Here is a 14,907-nt window from a genome sequence, read left to right as displayed (position 1 = left end):
CTTTACAGGATATTTTGCAGTGTAAAGGATTCTTTCTCAGGTATATGCTTTACCAGCAGCTTTAATATAGATAATTTTGATAAGGCTTGAGTTTTGTCCCTGCTTATTAAAAAAGATTCCAGCTCGGAAATATGGATGTCAAGATTATCTATCTCCAAGTGGTCAATGAGCATTGGCCAGACCTTTTTATATTTTTTCCACTGATTATGGAGCTTATCACCTTTTTCACCGGCATCATCCCATTTTTCAGACATTATATCGCTTTCCATTTCCAGTACAAAATCATATAATATTTCTGCATCCTTTTTAAGCATATTTATTGTAAATATGCCTGAGCCTATTATTGCCAGTGTCAGTATGATCGTATATAATAATGGTTTCATTTATCATCATCACCTTTTGTTTTGTCCTTTAGTTGAAACATAAACTTGTTGTCTTGGGAGATATAAGCAAATAAAACATCATCGGAGGATCTTATGTTGCTGTTATCCAGCTGCTTTGCCAACCAATTTTTATCATGGCCTGCTATAGAAAGATTTTGTAAATTTATATGACCGTCTATGATCAATGATATGGGCAGACCTTCATATGCGGCATTTATATTTAGGTCCTCCCTGATCACCGGCTTTTTATTAGTCTTAAGAATTACGCTGATTTGTCCCCCTGTTTCCAGCAGGGCATATTCTACATCATTTATATCGCTTACATCCTTTAACCTAAGCTGCTCCATCAGATCGTCAATGTTGAATCTCTGTTTTCTCAATTCATTTTCAAGTATTTTCCCTTTTTCAACCACTATGCTGGGCTTGCCAGATATAAACCTTCTGGCTGGCTGACTTTTTAAGGATATGTAAGATAGCAATGCCTCACAGATAAATAAAGTGAGAATTGGTATTATGCCTGTAAGCAGGGGTATGCCCACATTGCCCATAGGGATTGCTGCCAGATCAGCTATGACTAAGGCTACAACCAGCTCTGAAGGCTGAAGCTGTCCTATTTGTCTTTTACCCATCAGCCTCATTATCAATACTATTAAAAAATATAGAATTATAGTTCTAACAAAAACGATCAGCATTATAAAGCACCTCATCTTCAACACGGGACTCGACTAACATATACATTTTAACCTGATAACAGATTTATATTCATATCAATCAAAGCAATAAGCCTCCGGCTAAGCCGGAGGCTTATCAAACTCAAGACAAGGTATCCTTTGATATATCATGCAAGGCTTCTCCGGCTTCATCCGCATACATGCCTTCGACAGCCAAGTCTCCGATAGCTATTATGCCTACAAGGCTGTCACCGTCAACAACGGGTAGCCTGCGTATCTGTTTTTTGGACATTATATCGGCTGCTTCATGGACTTCAGTGTCTGAGCAGACGGTTTCTATATCTCTCGTCATAACATTAGATATTTTCTGGCTTGAGTCCTGGCCTTGTGCTACAGAACGGAGCACAATATCTCTGTCAGTAATGATTCCCACTAATTTGTTGTTTTCAAGGACAGGGACAGATCCAATATCCATTGTATTCATTATGTTTGCAGCGTCTTTTATGGTCGCATCCGATGAAATAGTTCTTACATCGCGGCTCATAAGCTCTCTGATTTTCAAATCAATCACCCTTTCAATAGTAGTCTGAATATATTTTTTCCATTAGAATTTTAAATAAATGTATAAAAAAATAGTTTAAATTGAAACATTTTCTATGAAAATATTGTATTCTTTATACATGGAGGTGATGGCGTGAACGATCAAATTAGCAAAGAACTGCTTTTATCCTGTAAGAAAAGAGACAAGCAGGCATTTTCAGAGCTGTGCAAATCATACGAAAGATATCTTTTCACATTATGCTTCAGATATGCAGGAAATGAACATGATGCATTGGATTTAGTACAGGAAATATATATAAAAATTTTTAGATTTATTGATAAATACAATATCGACAAACCCTTTCATCCATGGATCAGAAAGGTTGCGGTTAATACCTGCCTGAATTTTATAAGAGAGATTAAAAGCAATGTCATATCCCTAAACGCCGTAGCCAATAATAATGTGCCTCTTGAGGAAATATTGCCTTCATGTGAGGATTTGGAATATAGGATAGAAAAGATAGAGTTGAAAAAGACCATTGAGAAGCTGTTAAAAGAATTGACACCACGGCAAAGAATGGTCATATCATTAAGATACTATGAAGATTTGACGTATAAGGATATCGCTTTAACTTTGGATCAGCCGATAGGAACGGTTAAAACAGATCTGTACAGAGCACGAAATGCTTTGAAAGAGTATTTATCCGGAGAAATGGAGGTATGAATATGGAGTGTAAATTTGATACATCACTGCTGCAGGCATTGATTGATGATAATATCGAACCCTTGGAACTGATTTTTCTATCTGAACATTTAAAAGTATGCAAAAGCTGTATGGATGAACTGAAAATGCTTTATTCTATTGATCAAAGCCTTAAATCTCTGTTCAATGAAGATAATGAATATACGGATAAACTCTCGTCAAAAACTGAACTGGTGATAGATAACCTGTTTGCACAATTAGAAGAAGAAAAGAAGCTGAAGGATATTGTCAAGGATTCTGCGAAACTGAATGGTTTAATTATTGAAAACTCATCAAGATTTCTTGAATTTATACCTGGAATGCCATTGCTGAGAAGAATGGGAATAAGTTATATGAGAAGAATGAGAATAAGCTATAAAAATAGGATAATGAGTTATGCAATACCTCATAGAAGAAAATCACAATGAGGAGGGGAAAAATTTGATTTTGCTGACTTTTTTGTTAAAGCTGCTTCTTTCGTTGGTATTATTATTTTTTGTAATAACTGCGGTTTTGTTGCTGGTGCCTTTTTATTATCATATGGATTTGGCATATAATAAAGGTATGGCCTTAGATCTGAAAGTAAAATGGGCTAAGAGGTTCTGCTTAAATGGTATCTATAATAGTGACGCTGGATTTGTAACAAAGCTTTTTATATTCGGCAGGGAAATAACAATAAAGCCCAAAAATAAAGCAAAGCAGAAAAAAGAGCAAAAAGACAAAGCAGGTGAATATAAAAAGCATAAAAAACGAAAATTCAAGATCAATGATATTATGGATAAGTATTTTCTTGAAGAATTAATAGTATTTCTAAAAAAAATACTTATAGCCATTAAGCCGGAGCAGTTAAGAATAAAGCTTCTCTATGGATTTGACGATCCTTTTGTTACAGGTTCCGTTTCAGGGATTGTTTATTTCTTAGAGAGCATTTTCCCTAACGCAGATTGTGATATCAGCCCTGTGTTTGATGAAGTAACTGCTGATTTTGAAATGGTTGTCAGCGGTAAACTCACCCTTGGTACATTTATGGTTGAATTGATCAGATTTTTATTTAAAAAAGATGTAAGAAATAAATTAAAAAATTTAATCAAAGCTGAAACTTTTAGCTAGGTATATGTGTAAATATTAATGAGATAAAGATTGAGAGGAGAGAAAAAAATGGATAATAAATTACCCATTGACAACAGTTTGGAGCTAGTATTCAATAAGCTTGAAAATTTCTTAAAAACTGAGACAGTAATAGGTGAACCCATTGCGATTGGTGAAATTACCTTGATTCCCATTATCACAGTTTCTTTTGGCTGCAGCGGCGGTTCCGGCCAGGGCAAAGACTCAAAGGGTTCTGATGGCGCAGGCGGCGGGCTTGGAGTCGGAGCTAAAGTATCACCCGATGCCATGCTGGTCATTAAGGATGGAGACGTCAGTGTCTTACCCATAAAACAAAAGCATAATTTGGAAAAACTTATTGATATGGTACCGGAATTAATAAAAAAGATAGACTTAAAGAAAGCAAATAAAAACTGCTGCAGTGATACTTCTGAAGAAGAGCAGAAAGAAGAATAAGCCCGTTAGGGCTTTTCTTTTATTGAACAGAATTTTGTGATATTCTAATGATGGAAGCGGGGTTAGTATATTATGGACATGATCAAGGCTTTGAATATTGATATAAATAAAAGGCATCTGATTTCCATTGTAGGTGCCGGAGGGAAGACCACTCTACTCTATAATCTGTCAGAAGAATTGAAACAGTTCAATAAAAAAATATTATTATCTACTACTACTCATATATACATACCGCCAAAAGAAATTAATAATGATTTGATCATAAGCAAGGATAGGAAAGCTTTGCTAAGATATGTTGAAGCCATTAGAGATAAAGGAATTTATGTGATGGGGAAGGAAATCACAAATGAAAATAAAATAAAGGGCATAGATATTCATCTTGCAGATGAGTTATATAATACTGGTGTCTTTGACTTTATGCTGTTCGAAGCCGACGGAGGGAAAAAGAAACCAATAAAGGCGCCGGCAGAGTGGGAACCGGCAGTGCCGCAATCAACTACGGTATTGATTGGAGTGATCGGCTTGGATTCACTGGGCAGGGCTGCGGGGGAAGAAACAGTTCACAGACCGGATGAGTTTTGCATCATCTGCGGATGCCGCCCTGGTGATAAAATTGACACGATCATGTTAGCCAAACTGATCAGGCACCCTCAAGGATTGTTTAAAAACGCACCTGATAATGCAAATAAGATAGTTCTGCTTAATAAAGCGGATAATTCCGGTTTAAGAGAAGCAGGATTAAAAATAAAAAGCATGGCAGAAGATGAAAATATCGGGTTTGTCATTGCTTCACTTAGAAATAAGATGTATTGGATGTGATTGATATTATAACGGGTATTATACTTGCTGCCGGAAGTTCGAAGCGTATGGGAAAACAAAAGCTGATATTGCCTTTGAAAAACAGCACGATAGTTGAAAATGCAGTAGAGACGGTTAAAAGCTGTAAAGCATTTTGGGAGATACTTGTGGTTTATCATTCTGAAGAAGTGATGGACAGGATCAAAAAATATGATGTGAAAGCTGTCTATAATGCAAGAGCAGAATTCGGTCAGAGCACTTCGGTAATTGAAGGAATAAAAAATTCTGATCCGGATGCAAAGGCTTATATGTTCATAGCAGGAGACCAACCTTTTATGACCAAAGATATTATCGAAGCGCTTATAAATGCTTGGAAGAAAAATCAAAATTCCATAATTGTACCTTGCTATGACGGAAAAAAAGGAATGCCCACAATATTCCCCGTGGAATTCAAACAAGAGCTTATGAACATCACAGGTGATACCGGAGGAAGAACGATTATACAAGGCAATTCCGACAGGGTGATGTTTGTTGACTTTTATGGCACAATGGCAGGATTTGACATCGATACCCCTGAAGAATATAATGAGACGCTGAAAATAATATAGGTATTGATTAAATCCCTTTTATAATGATATAATATAATTTGAAATCTAATGGGCGGTTAGCTCAGCTGGTTAGAGTGCCACGTTGACATCGTGGAGGTCGTTGGTTCGATCCCAATACCGCCCACCAAAGCATGAAATCATAAGCATTAAAAATTGCGGTGTTATGCACCGCAATTTTTGAATAATAAGCCATTCTTATTTTAGATTTTCAGGATTTAAGCCTTCCAGTTCTTTTAGTACAAACAGGCCGTTTTTCCGCACCAGCACATCGTCAAACCATATTTCTCCGCCGCCGTATTCAGGAGTTTGAATGAATACCAAATCCCAATGCACAGCAGACTTGTTTCCGTTGAAACAATCATCGTAAGAGCTGCCGGGGGTAAAATGGAAGCTTCCCATAATCTTTTCATCAAAGAGGGTATCCTTCATCGGCTTTGTTATATACGGGTTTACACCTATGGCAAACTCACCCACATAGCGAGCGCCTTCATCGGTATCAAATATTCTGTTTATTCTTTCGGTGTCGTTTGCTGTTGCTTTTATGATTTTTCCCTTTGAAAATTCCAGCTTGATGTTCTCGTATGTAAAGCCTTGATATTCTGAAGGGGTATTATAGGTTATATATCCTTCGACTGAATCCTTTACTGGGGCAGTATAAACCTCTCCGTCAGGAATGTTGGCTTCGCCTGAACATTTAATTGCAGGCAGATTCTTTATAGAGAAGCTTAAATCCGTATCTTTGCCTCTAATTTTGACTTTATCGGTTTTATCCATTAACTCCTTCAAAGGATTCATCGCCTTATCCATGTTTGAATAGTCAAGGCAGCAAACATCAAAGAAAAAGTCCTCAAACCTTTCCATGCTCATGCCGGCCATTTGAGCCATAGCATGGCTTGGATACCTCATAACGCACCATTTGGTATGGGGAACTCTTATGTCCGAATGAACGGGCTTCGACCAATTTTTCATATAGATGCTCAGCTTATCTTCCGGGATGTCCGACCATTCTGAGGAATTGAGCGCACCTCTGATAGCTATGTAAGCATGCATTTTTTTCATTCTGTCGGCTTCAAAGGATGATAGAGCAAGCATATGTTCTTTACTTGTGTTCATGATCAGATCCTTCATAAGCTTTCTGCTCTTAATTGAAAGAAATGGGTTGGCCCCCGCCCTATAGCATTCTCTGATAAGCTCTGAAGCCAATTCATCGCCTGAATCAAATAGCTCAATGAGAAGATTTTCACCGGGCTTTATGCTTACTGAGTAATTTATTAGATTTTTTGCTAATTGAGATATTCTAGGATCTTTCAAGTTCTCTCCTCCAATTCGATTGCACTTTTATATTAATCAAATTATATCATAATATAATATAGGTATATAGAATATTCCTGTGGAAAACATATAATTATCACATGTAACAGCTACGATTGGGGTTGAAAAAATGAGCGTTGTTGAAAAAGTATATGGAAGAAGCTTTAAAACTATACTATGGTTTGCTGTACCTTTTAAGAAATATTTTGTTCAGACTTTTTGCCAGGTTCATATGTTTATCAATAAGCGGGCCTTAGAAATACTAAAAAATGACGGTTATAGGGAAGCTTATGAATTTTTCCTACAATATCTGGATGAAATAAATAAAGGTGTTTATTGGGCAGATCAGGATTTCAGAAGCAGAGAGCATTTTTATAATCCATATACGCATAGAGGCTTATACGGATGCAAAAACTCAAGGCAAAGATTCGCGCGTTATTATGGCTGCGCCAAGGTATATTGGGAATCGGGGGATAAAGAGATGGCCATGACTTATCTTGGAGCAGCGGTGCACCTTATACAGGATTCCACAGTGCCGCAGCACGGTGATATATATTTATTGAAAAGCCATAGACGTTTTGAACAATGGATTAAAGCAGTCCATGATAGTTTTGAAAATTACGCAGCTTCTCAAGGCGGTATATATCTTGAGAATCCATATGACTATATCGAAAGGAACGCTAAGGATGCGATTGCAATATATAGAAGATATTCTCTGATCGCGTGTAGACGGGACAGGTTTTATAGGATTGCAGGCCAGATATTTCCGATGGCTCAAAGAACCACAGCGGGATGCTTTCTAAATTTTTATAAGGAAGTTGGAGAAAAAATCTAAGGCGCCTGTATGGCGCCAAATAATTATTTAAGCATGGAAAATACATATACAAAGCGAGTGGCATGTTCCTGTTCATCTGTTATAATCTCGAAAAGCATATCTCTGTGCTTTTTTGAGTTCAGCATGGAGCGTATATCTCTGTATAGTTCCACAGCCTCTAGCTCACCATTGATGCTGCTTTTGACAGCATCAATATAGTTTTCGTATTTTTCTACTTGAGGGATAGGAATTTCTATAGTTCTGCCCGTTAAATCCCTATATATTTTTTGAAACATCCTGTAGTGCTTTCCTTCATCCTCATGGGCAAAGCGTACCTGATCCGCTATTTCTCTGCTTGGTGCTGCCTCCATCATCATTTTGTATTTAAGGTAATCATGCCTTTCGTCTTTCATAGCTTCCCTGAGCAAGTCCAAAAGTTTGCTGTTGTCATCATAATTATCCATATACCATATGGCCCCCTTAAAGAATCATTAGTATATTATATGAAGTTATATAGAAAAGTTTACTTTACGTGCTTATTTTCACAAACTCATCCAGCGGAAAGGACATCAGCCTTTCTTCAGCACCGCCCTTTGGGTCTTTTATTGAAAACAGGATATGCTTGCCTTGCTCCAGGCCGCCCAGCATATCTGCATCAAATATTTCAAACCTTATATATTTAAGCTTCTGTTTCACATCCATAGAGATTAGCTCAGGCATATGACTGGCTATATTTTTTTCATTCTTCAAAAAGCTGCTGACTTGCCCCTTGATTGCTGCGCTGTTGAACCTGTGGATACAAGCCGGCATGTTGGTTCCGATTGACTTAAAGTAGTCAAATTTTAATAATTCATTGAATAAGCAAGATCTCCCTATTATTTTTAATGCGAAACCGTATAAAAGCTCATAATGGTCAGATATTTTTAAAGATCTGCTAAACCCATCGTTATCAACATAATAAGCACCTAAAGCTTTAAAAAATTGAAAAGGGTTAATATTGTGCTCTTCAATCAGATATGAAAGGCTCTTGCTAAATCTAGCCGAGTTGTGGAATATTTCTACCAGCTCTTCTATAATTTTTAACTCCAATATATCCTTATAACTTACTTCTTTTGTTGACAAGACCTCATAGGGAGGGTGAGCATTATACAAAATACCGTATTTATCAGCGGCCTGTCTCAGCCCAGAACCTCTGAGCAGCTTCAAAAAGCCAAGCTGAAGCATATTGGATTTCAGATAATAAACGTCGTTAAAGGATTTTTCGAAGCTTTTTATGTCCTCGCAAGGCAGTCCTGCGATGAGGTCCAAATGCACATGGCAGTTACCTATATCAATGAGCTTTGTTATGTTGTATCTTATACTCTCGAAGCTTTCCGTCCTGCTTATAGTTTCAAGTGTATCATCATTTGTAGACTGAACTCCTATTTCAAACTGGAAAATTCCTTTTGGTGCCTTTTTTACCATATCTAAAAAATCAGAGTCTATAAGCTTGGCGGAGATTTCAAAATGAAAATTAGTATTGCCCTTTTTACTGAGTATGTAGTCCATTATTTTGAGACATCTTTCCTTGCTGCAGTTAAAAGTCCGATCTACGAGCTTAACCTGCCTAACATGGTTTTCTATAAATATATTTATATCATTATAAACTCTCTCCAGAGAAAAATATCTTACACCCGTCTCCAAAGAAGAGAGGCAATATTGGCATTTAAACGGGCAGCCTCTTGAGGTTTCATAATAAAGTATTTTATTCTCCAGGCCGTCAAAAGAAACATATGGGAAAGGTAGCCGGTCAAGGTCGGATATGGGATTTCGCAGCTTGTTTATATGGATGATTCCATTTTTATTGCATGCAAGGCCATCTATATTTTGAGCGGACTCACGCCCCGATTTGAGACGAGACGCAAATTCATAGAAAGTTTCTTCGCCTTCCCCAAAGATAATGTAATCAATCCAAGGGTTTTCTTTCATAGTGGATTCGACATCGTAAGAGACTTCCGGCCCTCCCAATACGATTATGGAATCCGGCATTACTTTTTTCAGGCTTGATCCCAGCTTCATCACCAATTCCCTGTTCCATATATAGCACGAGAAAGCCATTACATCACTATTGCTCAAATATATTTTTTTTATTATGCTGTCAAAGCTGTCGTTTATGCTGAATTCTAATATATATGCTTTTATATTTTTGTTTTGAAGATAGCTGCTTAAGTATCTTACTGCCAGATTAGAGTGTATAAATTTAGAATTTAAAGCTATGAGAGAGAGCTTTTGTATATCCATAGTACGCCTCCGTTTAAAATTGATATAATATTAATTATAACAGTAATTTTAATAATTATGATCGCTAGACCGCAGGCAATCGTCTTTATACTGCTCCATGTTTAAAAAAGTCATAATTTTTATCTTAAATAAGAATACTGTCAATGTATAAAAGTATATCACATGGTTGCTAATAGAGGATAATTTGTTAGAATGTAATTAATATTGCGAGGTGAGAGTATATGGATAAGCGAGAAATCAGCAGGATACTGGAAGAAATAGGGCTTATGCTGGAGATAAAGGGTGATAATCCGTTCAAAATCAAGGCCTATGTGAACGGGGCAAGAATTTTGGAAATGCTGGAAGGAGAACTGGATGATTATATTGAAGATGATAAAATAGTAGGAATAAAAGGAATAGGAGAGGCCCTGTCGGGAAAAATCATTGAGCTTCACAGAACAGGAAGACTGGAGTTTTATGAAAACCTAAAAAACAGCATACCGCCGGGAATTTTTGATATTTTAAAGATCCAAGGCATAGGGCCCAAGAAAGCGAAGATGCTGTATGAAAAATTGGGTATAGAAACCGTTGGCGAGCTTGAATACGCCTGCATGGAGAATCGCTTGCTGAGCTTGGAGGGTTTCGGTGAAAAAACTCAAAGCAAGATACTGAAAGGTATACAGGACATAAAGAGATTCAGCGGACAGTATCTTTATGGATACGTCATAGAAGATGCGGAATCCATAAAGGATAAACTTCTTAAATCTCCTTTGGTCATCCGATGTGATATAGCAGGAAGCTTAAGGAGAAAGAAAGAAGTGGTAAAGGATATAGATATCCTGGCAAGCACAAATCAGCCATTGAAGCTTATGGATTATTTTACTGCTTTTGAAGAGATAGGTGAGGTCGTATCTAAGGGAGAAACAAAGACTTCGGTAAGGCTGAAAAAAGGGATAATGATGGATTTGAGGGTAGTGGAGGATGTTCAATTTCCCTACGCACTGCACCATTTTACAGGCAGTAAGGAACATAATACGGCTTTAAGGCATAGGGCCAAAGCTGAGGGAATTAAAATAAATGAGTATGGTTTATTTCAAAATGATAATTTGATTGATTGCAAAACTGAGACTGAGGTTTATAATGCCCTGGGGCTGAGTTTTATTCCGCCTGAGCTGAGAGAAAATACTGGTGAGATTGAGATGGCGGAAAAAAGAAGTTTGCCTGATTTAGTAATTTATGAGGATTTGAAAGGAGCATTTCATATACATACCTCCTATAGCGACGGCTCTTCGGGAATAGCTCAAATGGCAGATGCGGCAAAAAGAATGGGCCTTAGCTATATAGGGATATCAGATCATAGCCGTTCGGCATTTTATGCGAATGGCTTAAAAGAAGATGACATAAGGAGGCAGATTGAAGAAATTGATGAATATAACTTTAAGTCCAAAGACTTCAAAATATTTAAAGGGGTTGAGTCAGATATTTTGCCGGATGGTTCTTTAGATTACAGCGATGAGATATTATCCTTGTTTGATTTTGTTATTGCATCTGTCCACTCAAACCTGGGCATGGAGAAGGACAAGATGACCGCTAGAATAATAAATGCTATAAAAAACAAGCATACTACTATTATAGGGCACATTACAGGAAGGATTCTTCTGGCTCGTGAGGCGTCAGATATGGATATTTATTCAATTATAGATTCTGTGGCTGATAACGACAAAATCATTGAAATAAATTGCGATCCGCATAGGCTTGATCTGGATTGGAGATACATAAAATATGCAAAATCCAGGGGTGTAAAATTTGCAATAAATCCTGATGCACATAGCGTAGAAGGCATGAAAAATATCAAGCTTGGTGTAGGGATTGCACGTAAAGGATGGCTTGAATCAAAAGATATAATAAATTGCATGGAATGCAGTGAATTGGGGGATTATTTTGAAAAACAAAAACGATAAGCCTTTATTGGTCATGGAGAAGCTGGCAGAGCTTTATCCTGAAGCTAAATGCGAATTAAGCTTCGAAAATACTTTTCAACTGTTGGTAGCAACGATGCTAAGTGCTCAATCGACAGATAAAAAGGTTAATGAAGTTACATCAGAACTCTTCAAGCACTATAAAACACCTGATGGCTTTTTAACAATGAATCACCATCAATTAGAGGAAAAAATAAAAAAAATTGGGCTTTACAGGAATAAAGCCAAGAACATACTGAACATGTGCAGCATTCTGGTCAGTGATCATAATGGAGAAGTTCCCGGTAATATGGAAGATTTGATTTCTCTGCCTGGGGTCGGAAGAAAGACTGCCAATGTTGTATTGAGCAATGGCTTCGGTGTCCCTGCCATAGCTGTGGATACTCATGTATTCAGGGTATCTAACAGAATAGGCTTAGCTGACAGCAAGAATGTGGACGAAACAGAAAAGCAGCTTATGAGCTCTTTGCCAAAGGACATCTGGTCATTAGCTCATCATCTTTTGATATGGCATGGAAGAAGAATATGCGATGCTAAAAAACCAAAATGTGAAATATGCAATATCAAGGACATTTGTGATTATTATAACAAAGAAAAACGGTAATTGAGAAAGGAAATTTGCATTTAGATGCAATAGATGCGTTTAAAATTGCAAGTGTTGACTTGTCATTATTTAAGCAGAAATGTTATAATTTTAGATATTAAAATAATATAATAATTGTTTCTTTTTTTGAACAGATTATATTGCAGGAATTTATACATTAGTGACGAATAAATACCAATGTTTGTATTAATTCGTCTGTATATTTCCAATGTACTTTGTACAATATGAACAATCCGCGGCGTCAGAGTAGAATCTGAAAGAGGTGGTGAGAGGTATTGCTGTATATGACATGATATTGCTTTATTGATCTGCGGCAAAGCATATAAGGTATATTGGAAACCCAAAATTATAAATCTAGGGGGTGACTAGATGGCAAAGGATGCGATTGAGACAGTAAAAGAGGCAGAAGAGAAAGCAAAGAAAATATTGCAGGATACGATTTTGGCTTCTAAGAATTCAAAACAGGAGGCAGAAATTTCGGCTGAACAGGAGCATAAGAGGATACTTTCAGATGCAAAAGCCGAGGCGGAAGATATTAAGAGATTAGCTGTGCAGGAAGGAGAGGCTATAGCAAAGCCTATCATTGAAAAAGGCATTGAAGCAGCTAAAGCATTAAATAACCTAAAAGACGAGGATTTAGACTCAGCTGTTAACATTATTATCGAGAGGATTGTGAACGCAAATGGCAATAGTTAAGATGAGTAACTTCAGCTTGTTTGCCTTTGATTCAGAAAGGGAAAATCTTCTCCATGAGCTTCAAAAATTTGAATATGTTCATTTTACTAACCTAGATGAGGATGAAACTCTTAAGAATGAAGGTTTAAAGAATGTTAAAGTGCCTGAAAGCGTGGTTGCTGTGGATGAAGAGATTACAAAGGTAAAATATGCCATCGATTTATTATCTAAATATTATATTAAAGATACCGGCATCAAAGCCATGCAAAAGGGCAAGGAAAGCTTTAATTTCATTGAACTTGAAGAAAGAGGCTCAAGCATAGATTATACCCCTTTGTATAATCAGCTGAGAGAGCTGAATACAAAGAAAGAAGCCTTAAGCCAAGAGACCTCTAAGATAAATACCTCAATAGATGAATTAAGACCTTGGGTTAAGCTGAATACATCTATTAAAAACTTGAATTCTTTTGAACAGGTAGAAGTAAACATGGGGACCATACCTAAGAAACTTAGAGAAAAGCTGCAAAACGATTTATTGGGCACTCAGTACACATACTTTGAAGTCATAAGCGAAGATAAAGACAATTTATATATTTTGGTTTTATCCTCTAAGTCGGAATCAGAAATGGTTATGGAGATATTAAGAAACAGCAGCTTTTCTAAGAGCAAGCTGAATTTGGAAGGTAAACCGGCAGAAGAAATTTCAGAATTGGATAAAAGAATAAATGCCATAGAGAATGAAGCAAAGGGTTATGAGCAAGAGATTGCAGAATTATCGAGCAATCTGCCTAAGCTGGAAGTAGTATATGATTATTTGATGAATCAAAAATTAAGGATTGCATCCTCAGAAAATTTCTTAATGACAGAAAGTGTAAACGTTATAATGGGTTATATCCCTTCAAAAATGGTTGAAGAATTTACGGATACTGTAAAAAAAGCTCTCAACAATGTTTACTATTTACAAGTTAACGAAGTGGATAAGGATGATTCGAACGTGCCCATACTATTGGAGAATTCAAAATTTGCACAAGCTTTTGAGTCTTTAACCAGTATGTATTCCTTACCAAAGTATAATGAGATAGATCCAACTCCGTTTTTAGCACCGTTCTATCTTATTTTCTTTGGAATGATGCTGGCCGATATTGGTTATGGCCTGGCACTGCTTATTGGTACAATAGTTGCACTTAAATCTTTCAATTTATCAGAGAGTCAAAAGAATTTCATAAGATTTTTTCACTATTTAAGCTACCCGACTATCGTATGGGGCTTGATATATGGATCATTCTTAGGCGGTATTATACCTATGCCGGCTTTGATCAATCCTTCAACTGAGTACTTTAATATATTGATCATATCCATTGTATTTGGTATATTCCACTTATACTTCGGATTGGGATTAAAAGCTTATTTATATATAAAAGAAAAAAAATATCTGGATGCACTATTTGATGTAGGTTTTTGGTATATGGCACTGACCGGCGGAATCGGATTCCTCGTGTCCGGCTTTGTTGCATTGCCTGATATTATTAAGAATATATCATTGATTGTTATGATAGCAGGGATGGCAGGTATAGTTGCCACTGGGGGAAGAGAATCAAAAAGTATTGCCGGCAAAGCTGTTGGTGGTTTATACAGCTTATATGGCATATCAAGTTATGTAGGAGATTTTGTATCCTATTCCAGGCTTATGGCTCTAGGGCTGTCCGGCGGATTTATTGGCGGTGCCATAAATATGATAGCCGGAATGCTTTTCGATTCTGGAATAGTTGGAATAATAGCGGGTGTTGTCGTGTTTATCGGCGGCCAATTTTTCAATATATTCCTTAGTGCATTGGGGGCATATGTCCATTCAATAAGACTTATCTTCGTTGAATTTTTTGGAAAATTCTACGAAGGCGGAGGCAAACCATTTAATTTATTCAGAAGCGAACCTAAATATATAAACTTAAAATAAGTTAGG

17 protein-coding genes and 1 tRNA gene are annotated in these 14,907 nt (G+C 36.8%); 12 read left to right on the top strand and 6 right to left on the bottom strand.

Annotation, left to right across the window (positions count from 1 at the left end; translation table 11 throughout):
* Positions 1–2: 2 nt before the first annotated feature.
* The 3 genes from AC4HCY_RS14200 to AC4HCY_RS14190 form a co-directional block, all read right to left on the bottom strand.
* Positions 3–383, bottom strand: a complete 381-nt coding sequence (locus AC4HCY_RS14200) for a DUF4363 family protein (protein WP_323430863.1) — start codon at positions 381–383, stop codon at positions 3–5.
* Positions 380–1,075 carry a DUF421 domain-containing protein gene (locus AC4HCY_RS14195; RefSeq protein WP_323430864.1) on the bottom strand — a complete coding sequence of 232 codons (696 nt, stop codon included), beginning with the start codon at positions 1,073–1,075 and terminating at the stop codon, positions 380–382. The genes AC4HCY_RS14200 and AC4HCY_RS14195 overlap by 4 nt, the downstream gene beginning before the upstream one ends.
* A gap of 121 nt (positions 1,076–1,196) precedes the next feature.
* Positions 1,197–1,616: a CBS domain-containing protein gene (locus tag AC4HCY_RS14190; RefSeq protein WP_323430865.1), complete on the bottom strand. Its 420-nt coding sequence runs from the start codon at positions 1,614–1,616 to the stop codon at positions 1,197–1,199.
* A 132-nt stretch (positions 1,617–1,748) separates the two neighbouring features.
* On the opposite strand from AC4HCY_RS14190, the gene AC4HCY_RS14185 reads away from it, so the two are divergent.
* The 7 genes from AC4HCY_RS14185 (at position 1,749) to AC4HCY_RS14155 (ending at position 5,432) form a co-directional block, all read left to right on the top strand.
* The gene (locus tag AC4HCY_RS14185; protein ID WP_323430866.1) at positions 1,749–2,318 is read left to right on the top strand and encodes an RNA polymerase sigma factor; all 570 of its coding nucleotides are present in this window, start codon (positions 1,749–1,751) and stop codon (positions 2,316–2,318) included.
* Positions 2,319–2,320: 2 nt separating this feature from the next.
* On the top strand, positions 2,321–2,764 hold the full coding sequence (locus tag AC4HCY_RS14180) for an anti-sigma factor family protein (protein ID WP_323430867.1): 444 nt from the start codon (positions 2,321–2,323) through the stop codon (positions 2,762–2,764).
* Positions 2,765–2,777: 13 nt separating this feature from the next.
* Entirely contained in the window at positions 2,778–3,446 is a 669-nt protein-coding gene (locus AC4HCY_RS14175; protein ID WP_323430868.1) for a hypothetical protein, read from the top strand.
* 48 nt (positions 3,447–3,494) lie between these two features.
* Positions 3,495–3,899: a GerW family sporulation protein gene (locus AC4HCY_RS14170; protein WP_323430869.1), complete on the top strand. Its 405-nt coding sequence runs from the start codon at positions 3,495–3,497 to the stop codon at positions 3,897–3,899.
* 72 nt (positions 3,900–3,971) lie between these two features.
* Positions 3,972–4,718 carry a selenium cofactor biosynthesis protein YqeC gene (gene yqeC, locus AC4HCY_RS14165; protein ID WP_323430870.1) on the top strand — a complete coding sequence of 249 codons (747 nt, stop codon included), beginning with the start codon at positions 3,972–3,974 and terminating at the stop codon, positions 4,716–4,718.
* The gene (locus tag AC4HCY_RS14160) at positions 4,715–5,305 is read left to right on the top strand and encodes a nucleotidyltransferase family protein (RefSeq protein ID WP_323430871.1); all 591 of its coding nucleotides are present in this window, start codon (positions 4,715–4,717) and stop codon (positions 5,303–5,305) included. The genes yqeC and AC4HCY_RS14160 overlap by 4 nt, the downstream gene beginning before the upstream one ends.
* 50 nt (positions 5,306–5,355) lie before the next feature.
* A tRNA-Val gene (locus AC4HCY_RS14155) sits at positions 5,356–5,432 on the top strand.
* A gap of 68 nt (positions 5,433–5,500) precedes the next feature.
* Here AC4HCY_RS14155 and AC4HCY_RS14150 read toward each other — a convergent pair.
* Positions 5,501–6,616 carry an aminopeptidase gene (locus AC4HCY_RS14150; protein WP_491094441.1) on the bottom strand — a complete coding sequence of 372 codons (1,116 nt, stop codon included), beginning with the start codon at positions 6,614–6,616 and terminating at the stop codon, positions 5,501–5,503.
* 130 nt (positions 6,617–6,746) lie between these two features.
* On the opposite strand from AC4HCY_RS14150, the gene AC4HCY_RS14145 reads away from it, so the two are divergent.
* Positions 6,747–7,451 (top strand): zinc dependent phospholipase C family protein, encoded by a 705-nt coding sequence (locus AC4HCY_RS14145; protein WP_323430873.1) that lies wholly within the window; start codon positions 6,747–6,749, stop codon positions 7,449–7,451.
* 23 nt (positions 7,452–7,474) lie between these two features.
* On the opposite strand, the gene AC4HCY_RS14140 is transcribed toward AC4HCY_RS14145, so the two are convergent.
* Positions 7,475–7,894, bottom strand: a complete 420-nt coding sequence (locus AC4HCY_RS14140; RefSeq protein WP_323430874.1) for a ferritin-like domain-containing protein — start codon at positions 7,892–7,894, stop codon at positions 7,475–7,477.
* Between the two features lie 64 nt (positions 7,895–7,958).
* Positions 7,959–9,710, bottom strand: coding sequence for a B12-binding domain-containing radical SAM protein (locus AC4HCY_RS14135; protein ID WP_323430875.1), 1,752 nt, complete (start codon positions 9,708–9,710; stop codon positions 7,959–7,961).
* Positions 9,711–9,931: 221 nt separating this feature from the next.
* Between AC4HCY_RS14135 and polX the strand changes: the two genes are divergently transcribed.
* The 4 genes from polX (at position 9,932) to AC4HCY_RS14115 (ending at position 14,901) form a co-directional block, all read left to right on the top strand.
* Positions 9,932–11,650, top strand: coding sequence for a DNA polymerase/3'-5' exonuclease PolX (gene polX, locus AC4HCY_RS14130; RefSeq protein WP_323433889.1), 1,719 nt, complete (start codon positions 9,932–9,934; stop codon positions 11,648–11,650).
* Positions 11,651–11,663: 13 nt separating this feature from the next.
* Positions 11,664–12,272: an endonuclease III gene (nth, locus tag AC4HCY_RS14125; protein WP_323433906.1), complete on the top strand. Its 609-nt coding sequence runs from the start codon at positions 11,664–11,666 to the stop codon at positions 12,270–12,272.
* A gap of 369 nt (positions 12,273–12,641) precedes the next feature.
* Positions 12,642–12,968: an ATPase gene (locus tag AC4HCY_RS14120; protein WP_323433890.1), complete on the top strand. Its 327-nt coding sequence runs from the start codon at positions 12,642–12,644 to the stop codon at positions 12,966–12,968.
* Entirely contained in the window at positions 12,955–14,901 is a 1,947-nt protein-coding gene (locus AC4HCY_RS14115) for a V-type ATP synthase subunit I (RefSeq protein ID WP_323433891.1), read from the top strand. The genes AC4HCY_RS14120 and AC4HCY_RS14115 overlap by 14 nt, the downstream gene beginning before the upstream one ends.
* The last annotated feature ends 6 nt before the right edge of the window (positions 14,902–14,907 follow it).

The sequence above is a fragment of the Lutispora sp. QWL-02 genome (assembly GCF_058315355.1).
The sequence above is the reverse complement of the archived record's forward strand: the minus strand, read 5'-3'. Positions and strand labels throughout refer to the sequence as shown.